We start from the raw sequence: 20,278 nt of genomic DNA on the forward strand, positions 1-20,278 counted from the left end.
GCCTCAGACTTGCCACTTTGCGTATCTGCTGTTGAGCAGACTGCCACCAAGGTGCTTTGTACCGCTGGGAAACGGTGGATATGCGCAGGCCCCACACACGCCCGCGCGGGGCGGCGGAACCGCGTCGTCGTCCGGACGTACGGTTCCGTCGCCCCGCGCGGTCCAGCGGCTCCCGTACCGGTCTTGGGGACTGCGGTGCGGCGCGTGGTAGTGCGGGTCGTACTGCTGCGGTGCCCTGTCGTGGGACTGCGGCTCAGTGGGCCACGACGCGCGCCATCGATCCTCGGCGCGGTTGCATCGGAACGCCGCGTGCGGGTTCCGGCGCGGGCCTGGCTCCGGGTGCGGCCTGGCGGCCGGCCGGTGCCGGGTTGCGACGCGGCTGGGCAGCCGCGCCGTTCTGGACGTCCATCACGGCGTGCGCCACGAGGCCGCCCATGGGGTCGTGCCTGATCAGGTCCCGCAGCCGGGATCGGGACGAACGTCCCTCGTTCCCCGGATACAGGTGCTTGCCGAGGCCGACCGCATGCGCCAGCGCGGCGAGCGCCGCGGTCCGCGGGTCCGGTGGTACGCCGGTGCGGATCGCGGAGTCCAGTCGGGCTCTGATCTCCCGGCTGATCTCGGTCTGACTCGCCTGGTAGCGAGTCGTCGGCAGCACTCCGCACATCTGTCCCGCCACGGCATGCACCATGCCGCACCGCTCCAGATGCGAGAGGTAGGTCTGGCGGAGCCCGAGACGCGGCCCGCCAATCCAGTGGATAGCACGTACCGGAGCGCCACGCCTTCGCAGCAACTCCAACGCGCAGTCCAAAGTCGGATCTCCAGTCGGCCGTGGGGACACCACGGCGATACGATCCCCGTCTGGGGCTATCCGTCCGGCCAGCGCCAGCTCCACTAGCTGCGCTCCGGCCAGACCAAGGTCGAGCGACTGCGGCTGTGCGGTGGTACCCGTGGTCGGGTCCAGCGCCAGTAGCAGAAGCTCCTCCGGAAGTGTTCTGCGGCTCATGCCCATCCATGCCTCCCCGCGTGGATGAATGACAGGGTGACCCCTCTCACATTGGTCTGTCGAGGGCACGTGACCTCTTTGTGAGGGAACCGGCAGGTATGTCGTTCTCGTCTACCGCCTCGGGCAAGCCCACACACAGGACACTGGTACATGGTTCGGACACGGCGGGGGAGCGGTGTTCCGGGCGGCGGTTCACGGTTCGATAGGCGCACGGACACGAGTGGTGTCCGACGCATGGAGGAGGCATCGGTGGCGGGCGAGTCCCCCGACAGGTCGAAGCAGCGCGAGTCGTCGGCAGAACCGACGTCGGGGAGCGCGGGCCCGGTTCCGGAGGCCAGGACGGAATCCCCCGACCCCACCGAGAAGCGCGACCCACGCCTCGCGGTGGCCCGCGACTCCACGACCGCCTCGACGGCCCGCGGCGGCGTCGACACGGCGACCCGGGTCTTCTCGGTACGGGAACTCACCGCGGAGGCGGAGCCGGCCGAGGAGGCCGCACCGGACGCCGGGGAGCCTGAGACGGCCGCGCGGGACGCCGGAGAGCCGGAGGGCGCCGCGGGAGCCACTCGGGACACCGGAGAGGCGAAGGCTGACGCCGGGAAGCCGGAGGCCGGTGAGACCGCGCAGGGCGCCCTGGAGGCGGGTACGGCCGAAGGGCCAACCGAGGACGCTGCGGAGCCGGAGGCCGGCGAGACCGACGGCGCGGCGGCCGGGAAGGCCGCCGGGGAGCCGGAGGCCGACGCCGAGGAGGCGGAGGCCGATGAGGCCGCGCAGGACGTCACGGAGGCCGAGACGGCCGAGGAGGCCGCTGAGGACGCCGTAGAGCCGCAGGCCGGGGACACCGGCGGCGCAGCGGCCGGGAAGGCCGCGCAGGGCGGCACGGCGCCGGAAGCGGACGCCGCGGAGGCGGAGCCCGGTGCTGCCGAGGCCGAGGACGGGCAGTATCCCGCGGAGCCCCGGGACGAAGACACCGCGCAAGGCGTCACCGAGCCGGAGGCCGACACCGCTGACGCGCAGGCCCGTGAGGCCGCGCAGGGCGCCACGGAGGCCGAGACGGCCGAGGAGGCCGCTGAGGACGCCGTAGAGCCGCAGGCCGGGGACACCGGCACCGGAGAGGTCGGGAAGACCGCCGCGGAGGCGGAGCCCGGTGCTGCCGAGGCCGAGGACGGGCAGTATCCCGCGGAGCCCCGGGAGGAAGACACCGCGCAAGGCGTCACCGAGCCGGAGGCCGACGCCGCTGACGCGCAGGCCGAGGACGCCGGCGCCGGGGGGTCCGACGCGGCCGCTTCCGGTGCGGCGGGCAACGCCCGGCTGCGTGACGCCGTGGCCGCGTGGGTGGCGTCGGCGGACGAGGAGACGGAGGCCGGGGACGCCAAGGGCCCCGTAGCCGCCGAGACCGACGTGGACACCGACCAGGCCGCGGGCCCGGACGCGGACGCAGACGGCCCGGCGGCCGACGAGCGCGCCGGCCACGGCACGGACGCCGGTACGAAGGCGGGCGCGGAGCCCGCGCCGAAGGCCGACGGCGCGGCGGGGGGCGAGCCCGACGACGAGCCCACCTCCGGCACCGAGCCGAACGCCGGGCGTACCGACACCGACACCGACACCGACGCTGACACCGACGCCGTCGCCGAGGCGGCCGATGCCGACGGCACCGCCGCTCCGGAGCGGTCCGGCGAGCCCGGCGGGGCCTCCGGTGACGGCAGGCCCCGTGTGGACCAGCCGACCGCCGTCTTCAAGGCCGTACGGCCCTCCGCGCCGGCCGTGGATCAGCCGACGACCATGTTGAAGCTCGGCGAGGCCGGGAAGCAGGCCGGGAAGCAGGCCGGCGACAAGGGCGAGTCGCCCGCCGAGCGGACCAGCAAGTTCGTCGCGCTCAGGCCGTTGGACGATCCGGCGACGCGTAAGCCGACGGCGAAGCCGGCCGACGGCGCCGCCGCGGTGCCGCAGGCCAAGCCGCGCGCCGACGCCACCTCGCCCGTCCCGCAGGTCGGCCCGGAGCGGACGACTCAGCAGCCGCTGCCGCCGAGGCCGCCGCTGGATCTCCTGGCGGAGCTGACGAACACGCCGCCGCCTCCGGAGACGCCGGTCCGGACGATCGTGCGACGGGTCAAGATCTGGACCCCGCTGGTGCTGCTGCTGGCGGTCGTGTTTGCGATCGTGCAGGCCGTACGCCCGCTGCCGGCCCCCGAGCTGACGCTGACCGCCGACGAGTCGTACACCTTCGAGGGCAGCAAGGCCGACCTGCCCTGGCCGAGCGAGGGCCAGGGCTGGATGGACGTCAACGACATCGGCACGATGGGCGACTTCGGCAAGCAGACGCCGGTCGCCATCGGATCCGTCGCCAAGGCCATGACCGCGTATGTCGTGCTGAAGGACCACCCGCTGAAGTCGGGCGCGGAGGGACCGAACATCCCCGTCGACGCCACCGCCGAGAAGGAGGGCGGCTACGACAAGGACAACGAGTCCACGCTGAACACCGTCAAGGAGGGCGACAAGCTCACCCTGCGGCAGGCCCTCGCGGCCATCATGATCCCGTCCGCGAACAACATCGCGCGCCTGCTGGCCCGCTGGGACGCGAACAGCGAGGCGGCCTTCATCAAGAAGATGAACGACGCCGCCAAGGACCTCGGGATGAAGAACACGACGTACACCGACGCGTCGGGTCTGAAGGAGACCACCGTCTCGACCGCCGAGGACCAGGTGAAGCTCGGCAACGAGCTGGTGAAGATGCCCGCCCTGATGGAGATCACCTCCATGGGCCAGTGGATCGATCCGTCCGGGCAGAAGTGGTACAACTACAACTATCTCGTCCCCTACAACGGTGCCATCGGCATCAAGACGGGCACGACGACCGCCGCCGGCGGCAACCTCCTCTTCGCGGCCCGCAAGGAGGTCGGCGGTGAGACCGTCACCCTCGTGGGCGCGATCCTCGGCCAGCACAAGTCGCCGATCATCCAGACCGTCAATGACGTCAGCAAGACCGCGATGCTGGCCGCCCAGGACGAGATGGCCTCGGCGAAGATCCTGAAGAAGGGCGACGTCGTCGGGTACGTGGACGACGGGCTCGGCGGGCGGACGCCGGTGGTCCTCACCAAGGACGTCACCGCGGTCGGCTGGGCCGGCTTCAAGGTGAAGCTGTCCTTCGACGCCGACGACCTGCCGCACTCCGCGAAGGCCGGCACCAAGGTCGGCACGCTCACCGTCGGTGACGGCGCGAGCGGCGCGGTCAAGGTCCCCGTCGGCCTCCAGAAGGATCTCGTCGAGCCGGGGTACCCGGACAAGCTGACGCGTCTCGGCTGATCCGGGCCCATAAGCGCGCCGCGCACTCCGCCGACCGGATACCGCCCGGGTTCGGGTCGGCGGCGTGCGTGCTAGCGTCACGAATCGGGGCAGGTCGCTCACGGGACGCGGCCGAGAACAGAAGACGGGACACCACGGGGAGTGCCTTCAGGTGGCCACAGCGGAGCCGACACGCGCCGACGACACCGATCCGAGCCCGGTATCCGGCCCGCGAATACGCGAGCCCGCACCGGACACGGAGGAGCACGAGCACGGCCGTAGACCCTCCTCGGCCGAATCCGGGCTCAGCTCCCGGTTCAGCTCCGGATTCAGGTCCCGCTTCGGTCCCACGTCCAGGTTCGGTTCCAGGTTCAGGACCGCCTTCCTCGCCCTCCGCGAGCGCCTCCTTCGCCACCCCGTCCTCTCCCTCACCGCCCTCTCCGGCGTGCTGCACATCGTCTGGTTCTTCACGTTCGCCAACAGTGGCGGCGACCTCGCGGCGCAGGACGCGTGGGCGGAGTTCGTCGGTCGGCATCCGGACTCGGCGTACAACCTCGCCTGGTACGGCGGGATGCACCCGGTGTCGTACAGCGTGGTGTCGCCGTACCTGATGTCGGTCCTCGGCGTCCGTACGACGATGATGATCGCCGGTACGCTCTCGGCCGGCCTGCTGACGATGGTCCTCATCCGCAGCCGCCCCCACTCTCGGCTTCACTCGAGCGGGGGCACCCTCATGGTGAAGAACCCCCTGTGGGCGTCGCTCGCGGGCGTCTTCGCCTTCCTGTGCAACGCGGCGTCGGGGCGGGTGACGTTCGGGCTCGGCACGATGTTCGCGCTGGGCGCGGTCGCCGTCGTGTTCTGCTGGCCGTACCGCTGGCGCTACAAACGGTGGGTGAAGGCGCTGTGCGCGGCCCCGCTGGCCGCGCTCGCGACCATGGCCTCGCCGGTGGCGGGCCTGTTCGTGGGGCTCGTGGCGGCGGCGCTGTTCCTGCAGAGGCGCCGGCCCGGCGCCTGGGCGCTGGGCCTCGCGCCCTCGGCGGTCGTCGCGGTCTCCGCCTGGCTGTTCCCCTTCGCCGGCACCCAGCCGATGAAGATCGGCTCGGTGATACTGCCGCTGGCGTACGCCCTCCTCGTGCTCTTCCTCGTCCCGCGGGAGTGGAAGACGGTCCGGCTCACGGCCGGGGTGTACGCCCTCTCGATCGTCCTGGTGTGGCTGGTCAGCTCGCAGATCGGCTCCAACATCTCGCGCCTGGCGATGCTGTTCGCGGGGGTGGCGCTGGTGGCCGCGCTGCCGTTCGCGGTGCCGCGCACCCGCAAGTGGTACGCGATCGTGGTGGCCTTCGTCGGCTTCACCACGTGGATCGGCTTCAAGTCGGTCGACGACGTCGTCCATACGACCCCGGCGGCGTCCTGGGCGCGTGAGCTGGCGCCTCTCGTCAACGAGCTCCAGGAGGTCGGGGCCGAGAAGGGCCGCGTGGAGGTCGTACCGGCCCGCTCCCACCGCGAGGCGTCCGCCCTCGCGCCGTACGTCAACCTGGCCCGCGGCTGGAACCGCCAGGCCGACATGGAGCGCAACCCGCTCTTCTACGACGACACGCTCAACTCGGCGAACTACCACGAATGGCTGGGGCGCTGGGCCGTGCACTTCGTGGTGGTGCCGAAGGACGAGCCGGACGGCGACGGGGGCGAGCGGGAGCGGGAGCTGGTCCAGCGGGGGATGCCGTATCTGAAGCAGATCTGGGGCGACGCCAACTGGCAGCTGTTCCGGGTGACCGATCCGGCGCCGCTGGCCGAGCCGAACGCGGTTGTCGAGCGGGCCGCGCAGGGTGAGATGACCATGCAGGTGAGGAAGGCGGGGCGGATCCTCATCCGCATCCCCTACTCGCCCTGGCTGAGCATCGTCGACGCCGACGGCAACAAGCTGAAGCCGCCGCAGGAGACCGACGCGTCCAAGGATCGGGCCGACGGGGTGCCAAAGACGTACGAGAACGTCAACGGGTGCCTGATGGAGACGGAGGAGGACGCGGAGGGGGACAGGTGGACGATGCTCCTTGCCCCGCGGGCGGGGGAGTATCGGCTTGCCGCGCCTTACACGGTGCCGCGGGGGACGCCGTGTCCCGACGAGTTGAAGTGAACCCTGAGGTCAGCGCAGCTGGTCCACGTACTTGTCGGTGCCCGGCAGCGTGGGGACGAACGGCGCCAGTAGCTCCACCCTCCCCAGCCCCGACTCCCCCACCGTCTCCTCCAGCCCGCCGAAGTACGGCTCCCAGCACTCCCTGGGGTCCGTTTCCAGGAACCACAGGAGGGTCAGGCGGGTGTCGACGCCCTCGACCTGCTTGACGTACGACATGCGGTCGCCGGGCAGTGGGGTCGGGCGGAAGACGGTCACCAGGGCCGTCGGTGAGCCCGCCACCCGCTTCGGGAGGTGCCGGGAGACCAGCCATTCCAGCAACTCCGCGCGCTGCTCGGCCGACTCGGCGTCGACGACCTGGAGGACCAGGCCCGCGTAGGGGTGGTCGAGGGCGTGGAAGTCCCTCGGCCCGGCCGCTCCGTCCCGGTAGACGGTCGCCTCGTGGTCCTGGAACGCCGTGAAGACGTGCGTACGGTCCCGGTACACGCGGCCGTCGCGGTTGAGGCGCTTGTTGATGGCGACGGTCCAGCGCATGTGGTCGTCGTGGCGGCCGTCGGTGATCCAGTACGTCGAGAGGTAGCAGCCGGCGGTGACCGGCTCGGCGATCGCCGACGTGTCGGGACGGCGCAGGAGTTGGAGGTCGCGGGTGGCCACCCAGCGGCGGCCGGCGTACATCCAGGGCATGGCCATCGCGCCGGCGTAGTAGTGGTCGTCCTCGTACCAGCGGTTGTAGGCGTACTCGTGGCCCGGGTGCGGTTCGACCATGGTGATCAGCGCGTGGCCGGGGCGGACTCCGTACGGTCCTACGGCGGCCAGGTCGGCGTACGTCTCGCTGCGGGTGTCCTCGGACATGGGCACTTCCCCTCCGTCTTCCCTTCCGTCCTCCTGTGGTCGCCCCTACTCTGACGCTCCGTCAGATATTGCGCCATAGCCGGGGAGGCCATCGATGTCACTGCTCGCGGGCAAGACCGTCGTCGTGTCGGGAGTCGGGGCCGGGCTCGGCCGTCAGGTCGCGGCGGCCGTCGTGCGGGACGGCGGGAACGCGGTGCTGGGTGCGCGGACGGAGGCGAACCTCGCGAAGAGCGCGGCCGAGATCGATCCGGACGGGGCGCACACGGCGTGCCGGGCGACCGACGTCACCGACGAGGGCCAGTGCGTGGCGCTGGCCGAGCTGGCGCGGGAGCGGTTCGGGCGGGTCGACGCGGTGGTCCATGTGGCCGCCTGGGACAGCTACTTCGGCGGCCTGGAGGACGCCGACTTCACGACCTGGCAGTCCGTCATCGACGTGAACCTGCTGGGGACGCTGCGGATGACGCGGGCGTGTCTGCCGGCACTGAAGGCGGGCGGGGGTTCGGTGGTGTTCATCGGCACGCAGTCGGCGGTGGCGGCTCCCTCGCAGGTGCGGCAGGCGGCGTACGCGGCGTCGAAGGGGGCGCTGACGAGCGCGATGTACTCGCTGGCGCGGGAGCTCGGGCCGTACCGCGTCCGCGTCAACACGGTGCTGCCCGGCTGGATGTGGGGTCCGCCGGTACGGGCGTACGTACAGTTCACGGCGCAGACGGAGGGCGTTCCGGAGGCGGAGGTGCTGGAGCGGCTGACTGGCCGGATGGCGCTGCCCGAGCTGGCCTCGGACGCGGATGTGGCGGACGCGGCGGTGTTCCTGGCCTCGGACCGGGCGCGTGCGATCACGGGGCAGTCGCTCCTGGTCAACGCGGGGGAGTTGATGCGCTGAAACCCGATCTTTTCAGCCAACCTGTGGTTCATATACGTAAACTCAGAACACCTGTCAGAACAATTTTACGTGCTCTTGACCTTCCTCTTGCTTGCCGCGAGCATGCCACCGAACCCAGAGTTCACATGCCTGACCCTGGCCACGGACTCTGGAAGGGGGCACATGAACAGTCTGGACTGGGCCGTGCTCATCGGCTACTTCGGCGTGATGGTCGCAATCGGCGTCTGGTCGCACAAGCGGGTGGACAACGTCAGCGACTTCTTCACGGCCGGCGGCAAGATGCCGTGGTGGCTGTCCGGCATCTCCCACCACATGTCGGGCTACAGCGCGGTGATGTTCACCGGGTACGCGGGCATCGCCTACACCTACGGCGTGACGTCCTTCGTGACGTGGTCCTTCCCCATCGCGCTCGGCATCGCCATCGGCTCGAAGCTGTTCGCCCCGCGGATCAACCGACTGCGTTCACGACTCCATGTCGCCTCGCCGCTCGAATACCTGAAGAACCGTTACGACCTGAAGACCCAGCAGGCCCTGGCCTGGTCCGGCATGCTGCTGAAGATCGTGGACGTCGGCGCGAAGTGGGCCGCGATCGCGACCCTGCTGTCCGTCTTCACGGGCATCACGCTCAACCAGGGCATCCTCATCACCGGCACCATCACGGCGGTCTACTGCACGATCGGCGGCCTGTGGGCGGACGCGCTGACGGAGCTGGGCCAGTTCGTCATCCAACTCCTCGCCGGTGTCGCGATGTTCGTCGCCGCGGTGCTCGAACTCGGCGACAAGGGCATCGGGTTCCTCGACGCCTGGGACCAGCCGGCCCTGCAGGGCCATCGCGATCCGCTGGTCGCCGACTACGGCGCCGTGTTCCTGCTCGCCTTCCTCTTCATCAAGCTCTTCGAGTACAACGGCGGCATGCTCAACCAGGCCCAGCGCTACATGGCCACGTCCAGTCCTCGCGAGGCCGAGCGCTCGGCACGGCTGTCGGCGGTCCTCTGGCTGGTCTGGCCCCTGGTCCTCTTCTACCCCATGTGGATGTCGCCGCTGCTGGTGGAGTCGCAGAAGCCCGACGGCTCCGACTCCTACGGCCTGATGACCGAACAGCTCCTCCCGCACGGCCTGTTGGGCCTGGTCATCGTCGGCTTCTTCTCCCACACCATGGCCATGTGCTCCTCCGACGCCAACGCGATCGCCGCCGTCTTCACCCGGGACTGCGCGCCGGTGATCTCGGCACGGGCCCGGGGCTGGAGCCAGCGCTCGGGGCTGATCGCGGCCCGTATCGCGACGGTCGTCTTCCTCGGCCTGTCGATGGCGGCGGCCACGCAGGTCAACTCCCCCGCCTTCAAGGACATCATCACCGTCGTCATCAAGTGGGTCGCCGGTCTGATGGGCCCGATGGCCATCCCGATGATGCTCGGCCTGCTCCGCCCGTTCCGCCGCTCCGGCCCGACGGCCGCGCTCACCAGCTGGTCCATGGGCCTGCTCGCCTTCTGGCTGGTCAACTACCCGATCAACTGGAACGTCGACGGCGGCGTCCCGCTCCAGTACCAGGTGTCGATCCCGCTGGCCGTCTCCCTGGTCCTCTACATCCTCATCGGCTTCCTCAAGCCGGAGGACACCCCGGAACGCCTCGCGATCATCGAGACGATCAACACGGACGACGATGGGGCCGCCGCGGCGGCGATTCCGACGCCGGCGGGTGGCGTGGAGGACGTGGTGCGGGCGCCGGTGAAGGACTGACAGGCGAGGCACTGGCCGGCGCGGACCGGCCGGCCTATCGGCCTCAGGCCCTCGGATATCTGGCCAGCCAACCCGGGGAGGAGCCCGTGGGTCCGTGCAGTGCGGGCCCCTGGGTCATCTCCATCGCGAAGTCGTCCGCCAGTTCCAGCAGTGTGGGACGGCCCTCCAGCTCGGCCAGCCAGGCCGGCGGGAGGGCCGTCTCGCCGTGCAGGGCGCCCAGTAGGCCGCCGGTCAGGGCCCCGGCGGCGGCGGAGGGGCCGTCGTGGTTCACCGAGAGGCACAGTCCGTGCCGTACGTCCTCTCCCACGAGCGCGCAGTACACGGCGGCGGACAGCAGCCCCTCCGCCGTACCGGCCCCGATGAGCTCCTCGACCCGGGCCGCGTCCGGCATCCCCTGCCGTACGGCGCCGAGCGCGTGCTGCAACCCGTCCGAGACCGGCTGGTGCCCGGGTCTGGCGGCGAGCAGCGCGAGCGCCTGCTGCACGGCAGCGTCGAGAGACTCGCTGCGGGCGAGCGCGTGCACGATCACGGCATACGCGCCGGCCGCCAGGCACGCGGTGGGATGCCCGTGGGTCTGCGCGGCACACTCCACGGCGAGCTGTACGACCAGCTGCGGCTCCCACCCCACCAGCAGCCCGAAGGGCGCGGACCGGGCGGCGGCCTCCGGACCGGCCTCACCGGCGTTCTTGGGCGCGTCCAGGGTCCCCATGGTGTCGTCGCCGAGCCCGAGGAGCAGGGCCCGGGTGGGATCCCTCCTCGCATACAGCCACTCCTCCCGCGCGAGCCACCCGTCGTCCTTGCGCCGCTCATCCGGCCCCCAGTCGCGCTGGGTGGCGAACCAGCGCCGATACGCCCGGTGCACGTCGGTGGGCGGATGCCAGGCGCCGGTGTCGCGCCGCACCTGGGCGCGTATCAGCCCGTCCACGGTGAACAGCGTGAGCTGCGTGAGATGACCGACCGCACCGCGCCGCCCGTACCCGAACCCGAGATCGACCAGCCCCTCGGGCCCGTACGCCTCCCGGATCTCGTCCAGCCCGAGCCCGTCCACGGGCGCGCCCAACGCATCCCCGACGGCCACCCCGAGCAGGGTCCCCCGCACCCGCCCCCGAAAATCCTGCTGCTCGGCACGCCCCCAGAGGGCCCCGGTTGTCGCGCCCACCAAGACCTCCCACGGCAACCGTCCAGACGTACGACAGCTCAGCACTGTAATCGAACGGAGACGGTCGGTTCAGGGGCGAATCGGTATGCCGGGAGTTACCGAAGTGATCCGGTGTGGTCGAGCGTGGTCGTGACTGTCCGGTATCAGCCGTACCAGGTGAGGTTGCAGAATCGACGCACTTCGTCTTTGGCGTCGGCCCCTGCCGGGTCACCGGGCCACGCGGTCCGGCAGCACCTCAAGTGCCCCCGAATCACAGCCCGTTCGGCGTCCCCGAGTGAATTTCCGCCGCCGTCATTCTGGCTCAATGCGTATGGAGGTGCCGCACCGTGCGGGGAAGATGGCCGCCATGGCCACTACAACCTCACGCAGCGCTCTCTCCCTCACCGCCACCGTTCTCACCGGCACTGTCGCCCTCTACATGCTTCTCGTCGCCTTCGGGAACATCACCGACTTCGGGACCAACCAGCAGTTCGTGCAGCACGTGCTCGCCATGGATACGACGTTCAAGGACGACGACCTGATGTGGAGAGCCATCACCAGCAAGGGACTTCAGGACGCGGCGTACGTGGCGATCATCGTGTGGGAGACGGTCGCCGCGCTCGTCCTCCTCTACGGGACGTGGCTGTGGGCGCGCCGGGACCACGCGGGCGCACGGCGCTTTTCGACGTACGGCCTGCTCATGGTCATGCTGCTGTTCGGTGCCGGGTTCATCGCGATCGGCGGGGAGTGGTTCGCGATGTGGCAGTCCGGGGACTGGAACGGGCTGGACGCGGCGACGCGGGCGTTCGTGTTCAGCGGGATCGTGCTGCTGGTGGTCAATCTGCCGCTCGGCGACGCGGGCACCCGGTCCGCCGCCTGACCGGAACCAGCTACTCGACCACCACGACCGTCGTCCCCGTCTCCCCGAACGTCCACAGCGCGTCTCCGTCGGCCGTCTTCATGCGGATGCCGCCCGTCTGGACGCCCGCGGCCGGCGGGGGCGGCGAGGACCCGTCGACGGCGCTGGAGAAGGCGACGTTCACACCGGACGCGGTGGCGAAGTAGACGATGTGCTCGATCTGCACGCCGTCCGAGCCCGTCGTCGCGTCCGTGCGGGCTCCGACCGTGTAGGTGCCCGGGGCGGGATCGACCGTGCCCGGCCACACCGCGAAGGTACGGCGGGACGCGTCGCTCGCGTCGACCAGCCAGACCCGCTTCTGCCCGAGGGAGTAGACGATGCGCCGCCCCGTGCCGGAGCCGTCCGGCACGGCGGCAGGCGCCGCGGACTTCGTGGGCGTGGGCTGCGCACCCGCCGAGGCGGAGGCGCTCGGTCTGGTGGCCGTGGCGGTCGGGTGCGGGCCCTTGTCCGCCTCCACGGCCAGGACGGAGACCGCCACCACCGCACCCACCGTCAGGCCGGTCACCCAGACCCACGAGGGAAGCCGTCGGGCAGGCACGGGCACGCATCTCCTCAGCTACAGGACCCCGCACATCGGGGGTCCGATCATCGTACTGTGAGCCTCACCCCGTCCCCCGCGACGACCGCCCCATGGTGTGCGCGGCCCGGGTCAGTCCAGCACCGGCAGCAGCTCCGGCAGATGCCCGTCCGACACCGACGCCGCCCGCTGCCGTTCCTCGGACACCTCGCCGTACAGGGTCGTCCGTGGCCGGGCCGGGCGGCCGGCCGCCTCCGCCACCTCGATCAGGTCCTTGACGGACTTGTACGAGCCGTAGGAGGAGCCCGCCATGCGGGAGATGGTCTCCTCCATGAGGGTGCCGCCGAGGTCGTTCGCGCCGGAGCGGAGCATCTCGGCCGCGCCCTCGGTGCCCAGCTTCACCCAGCTGGTCTGGATGTTGGGGATGTGCGGGTGGAGCAGGAGACGGGCCATCGCCGTCACCGCCCGGTTGTCCCGCATGGTCGGGCCGGGGCGGGCGATGCCCGCCAGGTACACCGGCGCGTTCGTGTGGATGAACGGCAGCGTCACGAACTCCGTGAAGCCGCCCGTCCGTTGCTGGATGCCGGCCAGCGTGCGCAGGTGCCCCAGCCAGTGCCTCGGCTGGTCCACGTGGCCGTACATCATCGTCGAGCTCGAGCGGATGCCCAGCTCGTGGGCCGTGCTGACGACCTCGATCCAGGTGGCCGTCGGCAGCTTGCCCTTGGTGAGGATCCAGCGGACCTCGTCGTCGAGGATCTCGGCGGCCGTGCCGGGGATGGAGTCGAGGCCGGCCTCCTTCGCCGCCGTGAGCCACTCGCGGATGGACATTCCGGTGCGCGTCGCGCCGTTGACGACCTCCATCGGGGAGAAGGCGTGCACGTGCATCCCGGGGACGCGGGTCTTCACCGCCTTCGCGATGTCGAAGTACGCCGTCCCGGGCAGGTCGGGGTGAATGCCGCCCTGCATGCAGACCTCCACCGCGCCCACCTCCCAGGCCTGTTGGGCGCGGTCGGCGACCTGGTCCAGGGACAGCGTGTAGGCGTCGGCGTCCGTGCGGCGCTGGGCGAAGGCGCAGAAACGGCAGCCGGTGTAGCAGACGTTGGTGAAGTTGATGTTCCGCGTGACGATGTACGTGACGTCGTCGCCGACCATCGACTTGCGGACGTCGTCCGCGATACGCGTCAACGCGTCCAGCGCCGGGCCGTCCGCGTGCAGCAACGCCAGCGCCTCGGCGTCGGTCAACCGCGTCGGGTCGTCCGCCGCCGTCGCCAGCGCCGCGCGTACGTCCGTGTCGATGCGCTCCGGCACCATGCCGGGGGCGGCCGCCTCGCGCAGGGCGCCCCAGTCGCCGTACACCTCGTCGAAGTCGTCGCGGCGGTCGGACGTACGGCCCTCCGTGTCGATCGACACATGGAGATCCGTACGGCCGGAAGCGGCGAACGCCTCCTCCGGCTCCTGCCACGGGTGACCCTCGACCACCGCGTCCGGGAGGGCGAGCCCTGTCTCCGGGTCCGCGAGCGCCCGGACGTGCGGACGCAGCCGCGGGTCCAGCCAGGGCTCGCCGCGCTGGACGAACTCGGGGTACACGCACAGACGTTCCCGCAGTTCGAAGCCGACGGCCGCCGACCTCTCGGACAGCTCGTCGATCTGCGGCCACGGCCGCTCCGGATTGACATGGTCGATCGTCAGCGGGGACACCCCGCCCCAGTCGTCGATACCCGCCCCGATCAGCCGCTCGTACTCGGAGTCCACGAGGTTCGGCGGAGCCTGCAGACAGGCCGACGGGCCCATGATGTGCCGGGCCACCGCCACCGTCGCCACCAGCTCGTCCAGTTCCGCGTCCGGCATGCCGCGCATCGCGGTGTCCGGCTTGGCACGGAAGTTCTGGATGATCAGTTCCTGGATGCCGTGGTACGACCGGGACACGCGCCGCAACGCGAAGAGGGACTCGGCGCGCTCCTCGTACGTCTCGCCGATCCCGATGAGGATGCCGGACGTGAAGGGGACCGAGGACCGGCCCGCGTCCTCAAGGACCCGCAGCCGAACGGCGGGCTCCTTGTCCGGGGAGCCGTGGTGCGGGCCGCCGGGCTCGGACCAGAGGCGGGTGGCGGTCGTCTCCAGCATCATGCCCATCGAAGGCGCGACCGGCTTCAGTCGCTGGAAGTCCGTCCAGGACATGACCCCGGGATTGAGATGGGGCAGCAGGCCGGTCTCCTCCAGGATGCGGATGGAGATGGCGCGGACGTACGCGATCGTGTCGTCGTAGCCGTGCGCGTCGAGCCATTCGCGCGCCTCGGGCCAGCGCTCCTCGGGCTTGTCGCCGAGGGTGATGAGGGCTTCCTTGCAGCCGAGGGCGGCACCGCGGCGGGCGATGTCCAGGACCTCGTCCGGGGACATGAACATGCCGTGCCCGGCGCGGCGCAGCTTGCCGGGCACGGTGACGAAGGTGCAGTAGTGGCACTTGTCACGGCACAGCCGGGTGAGGGGGATGAAGACGCTCTTCGAGTAGGTGATGACGCCGGGGCGTCCCGCCGCCTCCAGGCCCGCGTCCCGTACCCGGGCGGCGGACGCGGTGAGGTCCTCCAGGGCCTCACCGCGGGCCTGGAGCAGCACCGTGGCCTCGGCGGCGTCGAGGGCGACGCCGTCCCGGGCGCGTTTGAGGGCGCGACGCATGGAGTTCTCGGTGGGGCCGGTTCCGGGGGTCGCGGAAGTCGTCATCCTTCGAGCATACGAGCGACGTGATCAGAGCCGGCAGGAGCCGTCCGATTCGTCCCCGCCCGCCGGGCGTTACACGGTGTCACTGGTGGTGCCACCGACGGAGGAGAGATAACCGGCGCAGTCGTCCAGCAGAGCGAGCACCTCCGCCTCTCCGGCCGGCGGCAGCTGCACCACGACCTCCTCGATGCCCAGCTCGGCGTAGTGCGCGAGCTTGCCCGGCGAGGGTTGAACGGCGTACGGGACGATCTGGAGGGCGGCCGGGTCGCGGCCCGCGTCCGCCCAGGCGGTGCGCAGCACGGGCAGTGACTCCGACAGACCGCGCCCGCCGATCGGCAGCCACCCGTCGGCGTACTCGCAGATGTGCGCGAAGAGTTTGGGCCCGGCCGCCCCGCCGACCAGCGTGCGCGGACCGACCACCGGACCGCGCGGCTTCTGTGCGGGTTTGGGGTACGCGAAGCTCGCCCGGACACTCCCGAACTCCCCCTCGTACGCCGTCGGTTCCTCGCTCCACAGCGCCCGCATCAGCGCCATCCGGTCGCGCACGAGCTCGCGGCGCGTACGCCACTCCACCCCGTGGTCGGCGGCCTCCTCGACGTTCCAGCCGAAGCCGAGGCCGAGGGTGAACCGGCCGCCGGAGAGGTGGTCGACGGTCGCGATCTGCTTCGCGAGGTCGATCGGGTCGTGCTGAGCGACCAGCGTGATGCCGGTACCGAGGCCGAGCCGCTCGGTGACCGCCGCGGCCTGGCCGAGCGCGACGAAGGGGTCGAGGGTGCGGCCGTACTCGGGCGGCAGCTCGCCGCCCGCCGGGTAGGGGGAGGTCCGCTCGACGGGGATATGCGTGTGCTCGGGCAGGTACAGCCCGGCGAACCCGCGCTGCTCCAGCTCACGGGCGAGCCGGGTCGGGGTGATCGTCTCGTCGGTGAGGAAGATCGTCACGGAGATGCGCATGCCTCATCTGTACCGGTTACTCGCCCATCTGTCCATACCGACCGGTCGGCATCTCTTTTGGATGTCAGTGAGGGCGTCGGTGACGGGAGCCGCCGCCGCGCTTACGTTGGGAAGCGTGACCTTCGCTTCAGCGGCCGGGGCGGCCGACGGGGCCCAGGAGAGGCGGACGCTCCGCGGCACCCTGCCCGCCGGCTCCCCCGACTTCGTGTACGTACCCGTCGAAGTCCCCTCCGGCGTACGGGAGATCAGGGTCGCGTACACCTACGACCGCCCGTCCGTCCCGGTCGGCACCGCGGGCAACGCCCTCGACATCGGCATCTTCGACGAGCGGGGCACGGAGCTGGGCGGGAAGGGCTTCCGGGGCTGGTCGGGCGGCGCGCGGACCGAGTTCCTCCTCCGCGCGGACGACGCCACGCCGGGGTACATCGCGGGCCCGGTGCGGGAGGGCACCTGGCACATCGCGCTCGGCCCGTACACGGTCTCCCCGCAGGGGCTGTCGTACGAGATCACGGTCACGCTGACGTACGGCGAGCCGGGCGCGGCCGTCCGGCCGGCGTACCCGCCCTCGCGCGCCAACGGCCGGGGCCGCGACTGGTACCGCGGAGACTGCCATCTGCACTCCTGGTACTCCGACGGCCGCCGCACCCCCGCCGAGATCGCGGCGCTGGCACGGGCGGCCGGCCTGGACTTCATCAACTCCTCGGAACACAACACGCATGCCGCGCACGCCCATTGGGCCCCCGAGGCCGACGACGACCTGCTGATCATGCTGGGCGAGGAGGTCACGACGAGGAACGGCCATGTCGTAGCCCTCGGCACCGAACCCGGCACCTTCGTCGACTGGCGCTTCCGGGCCCGCGACAACCGCTTCGGCCGCTACGCCCGGCAGATCCGCCGCGCCGGCGGCCTGGTCGTCCCGGCCCACCCGCACGCCACCTGCATCGGCTGCAACTGGAAGTTCGGCTTCGGCGAGGCGGACGCCGTGGAGGTGTGGAACGGGCCGTACACCCCGGACGACGAGGTCTCGCTCGCGGACTGGGACGGGATGCTGGTGGCGTCCGTGCGCGGCGGCGGCCGGGAGTGGATCCCGGCGATGGGCAACAGCGACGCGCACCGGGACCCGGACGTGATCGGCCTCCCGCAGACGGTCGTCCTGGCCGACGACCTGACCCGCGAGGCCATCCAGGACGGCATCCGGGCGGGGCGTTCGTACGTCGCCGAGTCGAAGAACCTGTCCCTCGCCTTCACGGCCTCGGGGGGGCGCGGCGAACACGCGGGCATCGGGGAGCGGTTGGAGACGGACGGGGACACGCCGGTGACGGTCCGCCTGGAGGTCCCGGGCGCCCCGCGCTGCACGGTCCGTCTGGTCACCGACCAGGGGGTGCTGTTCACGAGCGCGCCACTGCCGGTGACGGGATCGGGGGTCGTCGAGTGGCGTACGACCCCTGCCTACGCGGCCTACGTGCGGGCGGAGGTGAGGCACGAGGTGGCGGTGGGGCCGCTGCCGGGGGCGCTGGCGGCGTTCACGAACCCGATCTTCCTGGGGCGCTCGTAGGCCACCGTCAGTCTTGCGCAGCGCGCGCCCTCGTCAGGTACTTGAGCTCGATGATTGTCGCGACGGCTCCCAGCCAGCGGGCCGCCGCCTCGTCGGCGGGGGCGCCGCCCGCGAGCTGCGTGGCGGCCTCCAGCCACTCGCGCCGCGCCTTTGGGACCACCACCCACTTTTGATCCACGGTGCCGCATCACGTGAAGCGCGCGAGCTCAATCCACCACCTGTGGATCACGGAAGTAGTAGACGACTGTCACTCCCATGCCGGGCGTGTGCGTGTAAACGATCGTGATCGCCTCGGCCGAGTCGTGGGCGAGGGGGGTCGTGTACGTGTATTCCACGGACGGAGGCCGCCAGCCGGGGATCTCGCGGCCCACCGTGCGATCACGGCGGATCACCACGAGCGCCTCCCGGACGACTTCCCGCTCCCCCTCCGTCAGGTCGCCGAACGCCTTCCTTGCCGGCTCGGCCTCCTCCAACGGGATTTCGTTCACGTACCGCCGCCTGTGGAACGCGCCTCTTCGAGGGCGGCCATGATCTCGGGCGAGTTCCTGATCAGGACCCGGTGCCGGTAGGCCCGGACCACAGCGGCGGCGCCTTGGAAGTCGTTGGTCGGGGAGGCTCCTATGGCAGCCGCCAGCTCCTCCTCGAACCGCTCCCGGTCGCCCGGGAAGCCGTAGCGGCTGAGCGCACTGCGCAGGTCGTCCACGGTACGGATCTCGGGCAGCGGCATCGCTCCCCAGCCCCGGTGCTCAGGCTGTGCGCTCATCGTCTGCTCCTGGTGAAAGGGCGTAAGTCCACTTCCCAGTATGGCGCCGCCCGGCAGGGACGGACATCGCGTCACCACGCCGCCGCCCCGCCCCCGCACTCGGCCCACGGAAGCTTGCCGCCTTTCGACGCGCCCAGCTCACGGAGCACTGAGGCGCCCCAGTTGTCCGCGCAGGCCTGGACGAGGTGCAGGCCGCGGCCGTCCTCGGCGTCCAGGTCCAGTGGGTGCACCGGGGAATCCCGGTCCAAGAAGCCGGGCGGGACGCGCGGATCCGTGTCCCGTACCGCCACCCGCAGCCGGCCGGGCTCCGCCGAGCGGACGCGGAGGGCGTACGGGCCCTTGGTGTGGCGGTGCGAATTGGTCAGCAGTTCCGCCGCGAGCAGCTCCGCGGTGGGCGTGAGCTCGGGCATCTCGTGGGCGGCCAGGATCAGCCGGAGGGCACCCCGCGCGATACCCGGGGCGCGTGGATCGTGCGGGAGGTGCAGGGTGTAGTTCCAGGACGGGGATACGGTGGTCACGGGAAGTCTCCGATCACTGAGTGGAGTTGGACGGTGACAGGACCCGGTGTCTCTGCCGTGGCGTCCCACGGTGCGCTTCCGGGCGGGGCGCCTGGTTCAGTAAGCTACCGGCGCACCACTTAATACATTTCCCATTTCGGCAATCACATGAGGTTTTCCCTCGTGTGGGTGACATCAAAGCCCGGCTTTCCAAGGAGAGTTGGCCCATGGCCCCCAAGACCGCCACGACCGCCCGCCGCCTCCGCCTGGGCACGGAGCTGCGCAGGCTTCGTGAAAGGGCGGGCCTGTCCGTCACCGAGGGGGCTCGTCAACTCGGCGTCAGTCAGGCACAGCTCAGCAACATCGAGGCCAGCCGATTCGGAGTGAGCGCGGACCGCCTGGGTGCCCTGGCCCGCATCTACCGTTGCTGCGACACCGCCTACCTCGACGGATTGATCGAGCTGGCCGGCGAGCGCAAGGGTGGCTGGTGGGAGACCTTTCGCGAAGCGCTCCCAGCAGGGCTGCTCGACTTGGCGGAGATCGAACACCACGCCGTCCGACTTCAGGCCGCCAACACGGCACACGTCCCCGGCCTGCTCCAACTCGCCGATCACGCCCGCGCCATCTACGAACAAGCCGTGCCCGAGTTCAGCCGCCGCGAGGTCGAGCTCCGGGTGAATCATCGACTCCAGCGGCAGGCCCTACTGGACCAAGACAACTCGGTGCCGTACCAGGCGATCATTCACGAGGCCGCTCTCCGCGTGCCCGTGGGCGGGACGTCGGTCGCCAAGCGTCAGCTGAAGCACCTGCTGGCCCAGAGCGAGCGCGACGGCATCACGATTCAGGTGATCCCCTTCGCCATCGGGGCCTACCCGGGTTCCGGCCAGACGTTCCTCTACATCCACGGCTCCGTCCCCCGGCTCGACACGGTCTCCCTGGACCAGTCGCACGGCCCCGCACTGGTCGACGCCGAGGCCGAACTGGACACGTATCGGAATCTGCTGCACCGCATGGAATCCGTGGCTCTCCCTCCGGAAGAGACCCGGGACTTCATCCACAACCTGGCCACCGAACTGTGAGAGGACCCTCATGACCGCCTACGCATGGCAGAAGTCGTCCTACTGCGCCCAGGGCGAATCGTGCCTCCACGTCGCCACCACAGCGCAGAAGTCGTCCTACTGCCAGGAAGGCGACGCCTGCGTCCACATATCCGCCCCCACCAGAACCACCGTCCACCTCACCGAAAGCGCCGACCCCACCGAGACCATCCTGACCACCGACCCCGTCGCCTTCGGCGCCCTGCTGGACGTACTGAAGGCCTCGGAAAGCACATGAGCC

Annotated in this window: 18 protein-coding genes; 8 read left to right on the plus strand and 10 right to left on the minus strand. The window is 70.8% G+C overall.

Annotation, left to right across the window (positions count from 1 at the left end):
• Nucleotides 1-253: 253 nt before the first annotated feature.
• Complete coding sequence (locus ACFYO2_RS29820) at nucleotides 254-1,009, minus strand: GPP34 family phosphoprotein (protein ID WP_388355218.1); 756 nt, start codon at nucleotides 1,007-1,009, stop codon at nucleotides 254-256.
• 228 nt (nucleotides 1,010-1,237) lie between these two features.
• Between ACFYO2_RS29820 and ACFYO2_RS29825 the strand changes: the two genes are divergently transcribed.
• Both ACFYO2_RS29825 and ACFYO2_RS29830 read left to right on the plus strand, forming a co-directional pair.
• Entirely contained in the window at nucleotides 1,238-4,306 is a 3,069-nt protein-coding gene (locus ACFYO2_RS29825; protein ID WP_388355219.1) for a D-alanyl-D-alanine carboxypeptidase, read from the plus strand.
• A gap of 151 nt (nucleotides 4,307-4,457) precedes the next feature.
• On the plus strand, nucleotides 4,458-6,419 hold the full coding sequence (locus tag ACFYO2_RS29830; protein WP_388355220.1) for an MFS transporter: 1,962 nt from the start codon (nucleotides 4,458-4,460) through the stop codon (nucleotides 6,417-6,419).
• A gap of 9 nt (nucleotides 6,420-6,428) precedes the next feature.
• Here the strand turns inward: ACFYO2_RS29830 and ACFYO2_RS29835 are convergent, their stop codons facing one another.
• Nucleotides 6,429-7,268 (minus strand): hypothetical protein, encoded by an 840-nt coding sequence (locus tag ACFYO2_RS29835; protein WP_388355221.1) that lies wholly within the window; start codon nucleotides 7,266-7,268, stop codon nucleotides 6,429-6,431.
• A gap of 94 nt (nucleotides 7,269-7,362) precedes the next feature.
• Between ACFYO2_RS29835 and ACFYO2_RS29840 the strand changes: the two genes are divergently transcribed.
• Both ACFYO2_RS29840 and ACFYO2_RS29845 read left to right on the plus strand, forming a co-directional pair.
• Complete coding sequence (locus tag ACFYO2_RS29840; protein ID WP_388355223.1) at nucleotides 7,363-8,148, plus strand: SDR family oxidoreductase; 786 nt, start codon at nucleotides 7,363-7,365, stop codon at nucleotides 8,146-8,148.
• A gap of 162 nt (nucleotides 8,149-8,310) precedes the next feature.
• Entirely contained in the window at nucleotides 8,311-9,885 is a 1,575-nt protein-coding gene (locus ACFYO2_RS29845) for a sodium:solute symporter family protein (protein WP_388355225.1), read from the plus strand.
• A gap of 43 nt (nucleotides 9,886-9,928) precedes the next feature.
• On the opposite strand, the gene ACFYO2_RS29850 is transcribed toward ACFYO2_RS29845, so the two are convergent.
• Nucleotides 9,929-11,044: an ADP-ribosylglycohydrolase family protein gene (locus tag ACFYO2_RS29850; protein WP_388355226.1), complete on the minus strand. Its 1,116-nt coding sequence runs from the start codon at nucleotides 11,042-11,044 to the stop codon at nucleotides 9,929-9,931.
• Between the two features lie 346 nt (nucleotides 11,045-11,390).
• Between ACFYO2_RS29850 and ACFYO2_RS29855 the strand changes: the two genes are divergently transcribed.
• Nucleotides 11,391-11,903, plus strand: coding sequence for a DUF2165 domain-containing protein (locus ACFYO2_RS29855; RefSeq protein ID WP_388355228.1), 513 nt, complete (start codon nucleotides 11,391-11,393; stop codon nucleotides 11,901-11,903).
• 10 nt (nucleotides 11,904-11,913) lie between these two features.
• Here ACFYO2_RS29855 and ACFYO2_RS29860 read toward each other — a convergent pair whose 3' ends face one another.
• From ACFYO2_RS29860 to ACFYO2_RS29870, 3 genes are all read right to left on the minus strand, one after another.
• On the minus strand, nucleotides 11,914-12,486 hold the full coding sequence (locus ACFYO2_RS29860; RefSeq protein WP_388355229.1) for a hypothetical protein: 573 nt from the start codon (nucleotides 12,484-12,486) through the stop codon (nucleotides 11,914-11,916).
• 105 nt (nucleotides 12,487-12,591) lie between these two features.
• Entirely contained in the window at nucleotides 12,592-15,177 is a 2,586-nt protein-coding gene (locus tag ACFYO2_RS29865) for a bifunctional FO biosynthesis protein CofGH (protein ID WP_388355231.1), read from the minus strand.
• Between the two features lie 69 nt (nucleotides 15,178-15,246).
• Nucleotides 15,247-16,125 (minus strand): LLM class F420-dependent oxidoreductase, encoded by an 879-nt coding sequence (locus tag ACFYO2_RS29870; protein WP_388355233.1) that lies wholly within the window; start codon nucleotides 16,123-16,125, stop codon nucleotides 15,247-15,249.
• Nucleotides 16,126-16,186: 61 nt separating this feature from the next.
• Here ACFYO2_RS29870 and ACFYO2_RS29875 point away from each other — a divergent pair, with 61 nt between their 5' ends.
• The gene (locus ACFYO2_RS29875) at nucleotides 16,187-17,680 is read left to right on the plus strand and encodes a CehA/McbA family metallohydrolase (RefSeq protein WP_388355235.1); all 1,494 of its coding nucleotides are present in this window, start codon (nucleotides 16,187-16,189) and stop codon (nucleotides 17,678-17,680) included.
• Nucleotides 17,681-17,687: 7 nt separating this feature from the next.
• Here ACFYO2_RS29875 and ACFYO2_RS29880 read toward each other — a convergent pair whose 3' ends face one another.
• The 4 genes from ACFYO2_RS29880 to ACFYO2_RS29895 all read right to left on the minus strand — a co-directional run bounded on the left by ACFYO2_RS29880 (nucleotide 17,688) and on the right by ACFYO2_RS29895 (nucleotide 18,961).
• Nucleotides 17,688-17,843: a hypothetical protein gene (locus tag ACFYO2_RS29880; protein WP_388355236.1), complete on the minus strand. Its 156-nt coding sequence runs from the start codon at nucleotides 17,841-17,843 to the stop codon at nucleotides 17,688-17,690.
• 43 nt (nucleotides 17,844-17,886) lie between these two features.
• The gene (locus ACFYO2_RS29885) at nucleotides 17,887-18,168 is read right to left on the minus strand and encodes a hypothetical protein (RefSeq protein WP_388355238.1); all 282 of its coding nucleotides are present in this window, start codon (nucleotides 18,166-18,168) and stop codon (nucleotides 17,887-17,889) included.
• The gene (locus tag ACFYO2_RS29890) at nucleotides 18,165-18,443 is read right to left on the minus strand and encodes a hypothetical protein (protein WP_388355239.1); all 279 of its coding nucleotides are present in this window, start codon (nucleotides 18,441-18,443) and stop codon (nucleotides 18,165-18,167) included. The genes ACFYO2_RS29885 and ACFYO2_RS29890 overlap by 4 nt, the downstream gene beginning before the upstream one ends.
• A gap of 71 nt (nucleotides 18,444-18,514) precedes the next feature.
• The gene (locus ACFYO2_RS29895) at nucleotides 18,515-18,961 is read right to left on the minus strand and encodes an ATP-binding protein (RefSeq protein WP_388355240.1); all 447 of its coding nucleotides are present in this window, start codon (nucleotides 18,959-18,961) and stop codon (nucleotides 18,515-18,517) included.
• A gap of 206 nt (nucleotides 18,962-19,167) precedes the next feature.
• On the opposite strand from ACFYO2_RS29895, the gene ACFYO2_RS29900 reads away from it, so the two are divergent.
• Nucleotides 19,168-20,019: a helix-turn-helix domain-containing protein gene (locus ACFYO2_RS29900; protein WP_388355242.1), complete on the plus strand. Its 852-nt coding sequence runs from the start codon at nucleotides 19,168-19,170 to the stop codon at nucleotides 20,017-20,019.
• A gap of 10 nt (nucleotides 20,020-20,029) precedes the next feature.
• Nucleotides 20,030-20,275, plus strand: a complete 246-nt coding sequence (locus tag ACFYO2_RS29905; protein ID WP_388355244.1) for a DUF397 domain-containing protein — start codon at nucleotides 20,030-20,032, stop codon at nucleotides 20,273-20,275.
• Nucleotides 20,276-20,278: the final 3 nt, after the last annotated feature.

The sequence above is a fragment of the Streptomyces sp. NPDC006602 genome (assembly GCF_042870385.1).
Taxonomy (GTDB): domain Bacteria; phylum Actinomycetota; class Actinomycetes; order Streptomycetales; family Streptomycetaceae; genus Streptomyces.

Bases quoted from the DNA above. Each gene is read 5' to 3' on its own strand.
- ACFYO2_RS29820 (WP_388355218.1), bottom strand. From the start codon at position 1,009: ATGGGCATGAGCCGCAGAACACTTCCGGAGGAGCTTCTGCTACTGGCG.
- ACFYO2_RS29825 (WP_388355219.1), top strand. From the start codon at position 1,238: ATGGAGGAGGCATCGGTGGCGGGCGAGTCCCCCGACAGGTCGAAGCAG.
- ACFYO2_RS29835 (WP_388355221.1), bottom strand. From the start codon at position 7,268: ATGTCCGAGGACACCCGCAGCGAGACGTACGCCGACCTGGCCGCCGTA.
- ACFYO2_RS29840 (WP_388355223.1), top strand. From the start codon at position 7,363: ATGTCACTGCTCGCGGGCAAGACCGTCGTCGTGTCGGGAGTCGGGGCC.
- ACFYO2_RS29845 (WP_388355225.1), top strand. From the start codon at position 8,311: ATGAACAGTCTGGACTGGGCCGTGCTCATCGGCTACTTCGGCGTGATG.
- ACFYO2_RS29855 (WP_388355228.1), top strand. From the start codon at position 11,391: ATGGCCACTACAACCTCACGCAGCGCTCTCTCCCTCACCGCCACCGTT.
- ACFYO2_RS29865 (WP_388355231.1), bottom strand. From the start codon at position 15,177: ATGACGACTTCCGCGACCCCCGGAACCGGCCCCACCGAGAACTCCATG.
- ACFYO2_RS29870 (WP_388355233.1), bottom strand. From the start codon at position 16,125: ATGCGCATCTCCGTGACGATCTTCCTCACCGACGAGACGATCACCCCG.
- ACFYO2_RS29875 (WP_388355235.1), top strand. From the start codon at position 16,187: ATGTCAGTGAGGGCGTCGGTGACGGGAGCCGCCGCCGCGCTTACGTTG.
- ACFYO2_RS29890 (WP_388355239.1), bottom strand. From the start codon at position 18,443: ATGAGCGCACAGCCTGAGCACCGGGGCTGGGGAGCGATGCCGCTGCCC.
- ACFYO2_RS29900 (WP_388355242.1), top strand. From the start codon at position 19,168: ATGGCCCCCAAGACCGCCACGACCGCCCGCCGCCTCCGCCTGGGCACG.
- ACFYO2_RS29905 (WP_388355244.1), top strand. From the start codon at position 20,030: ATGACCGCCTACGCATGGCAGAAGTCGTCCTACTGCGCCCAGGGCGAA.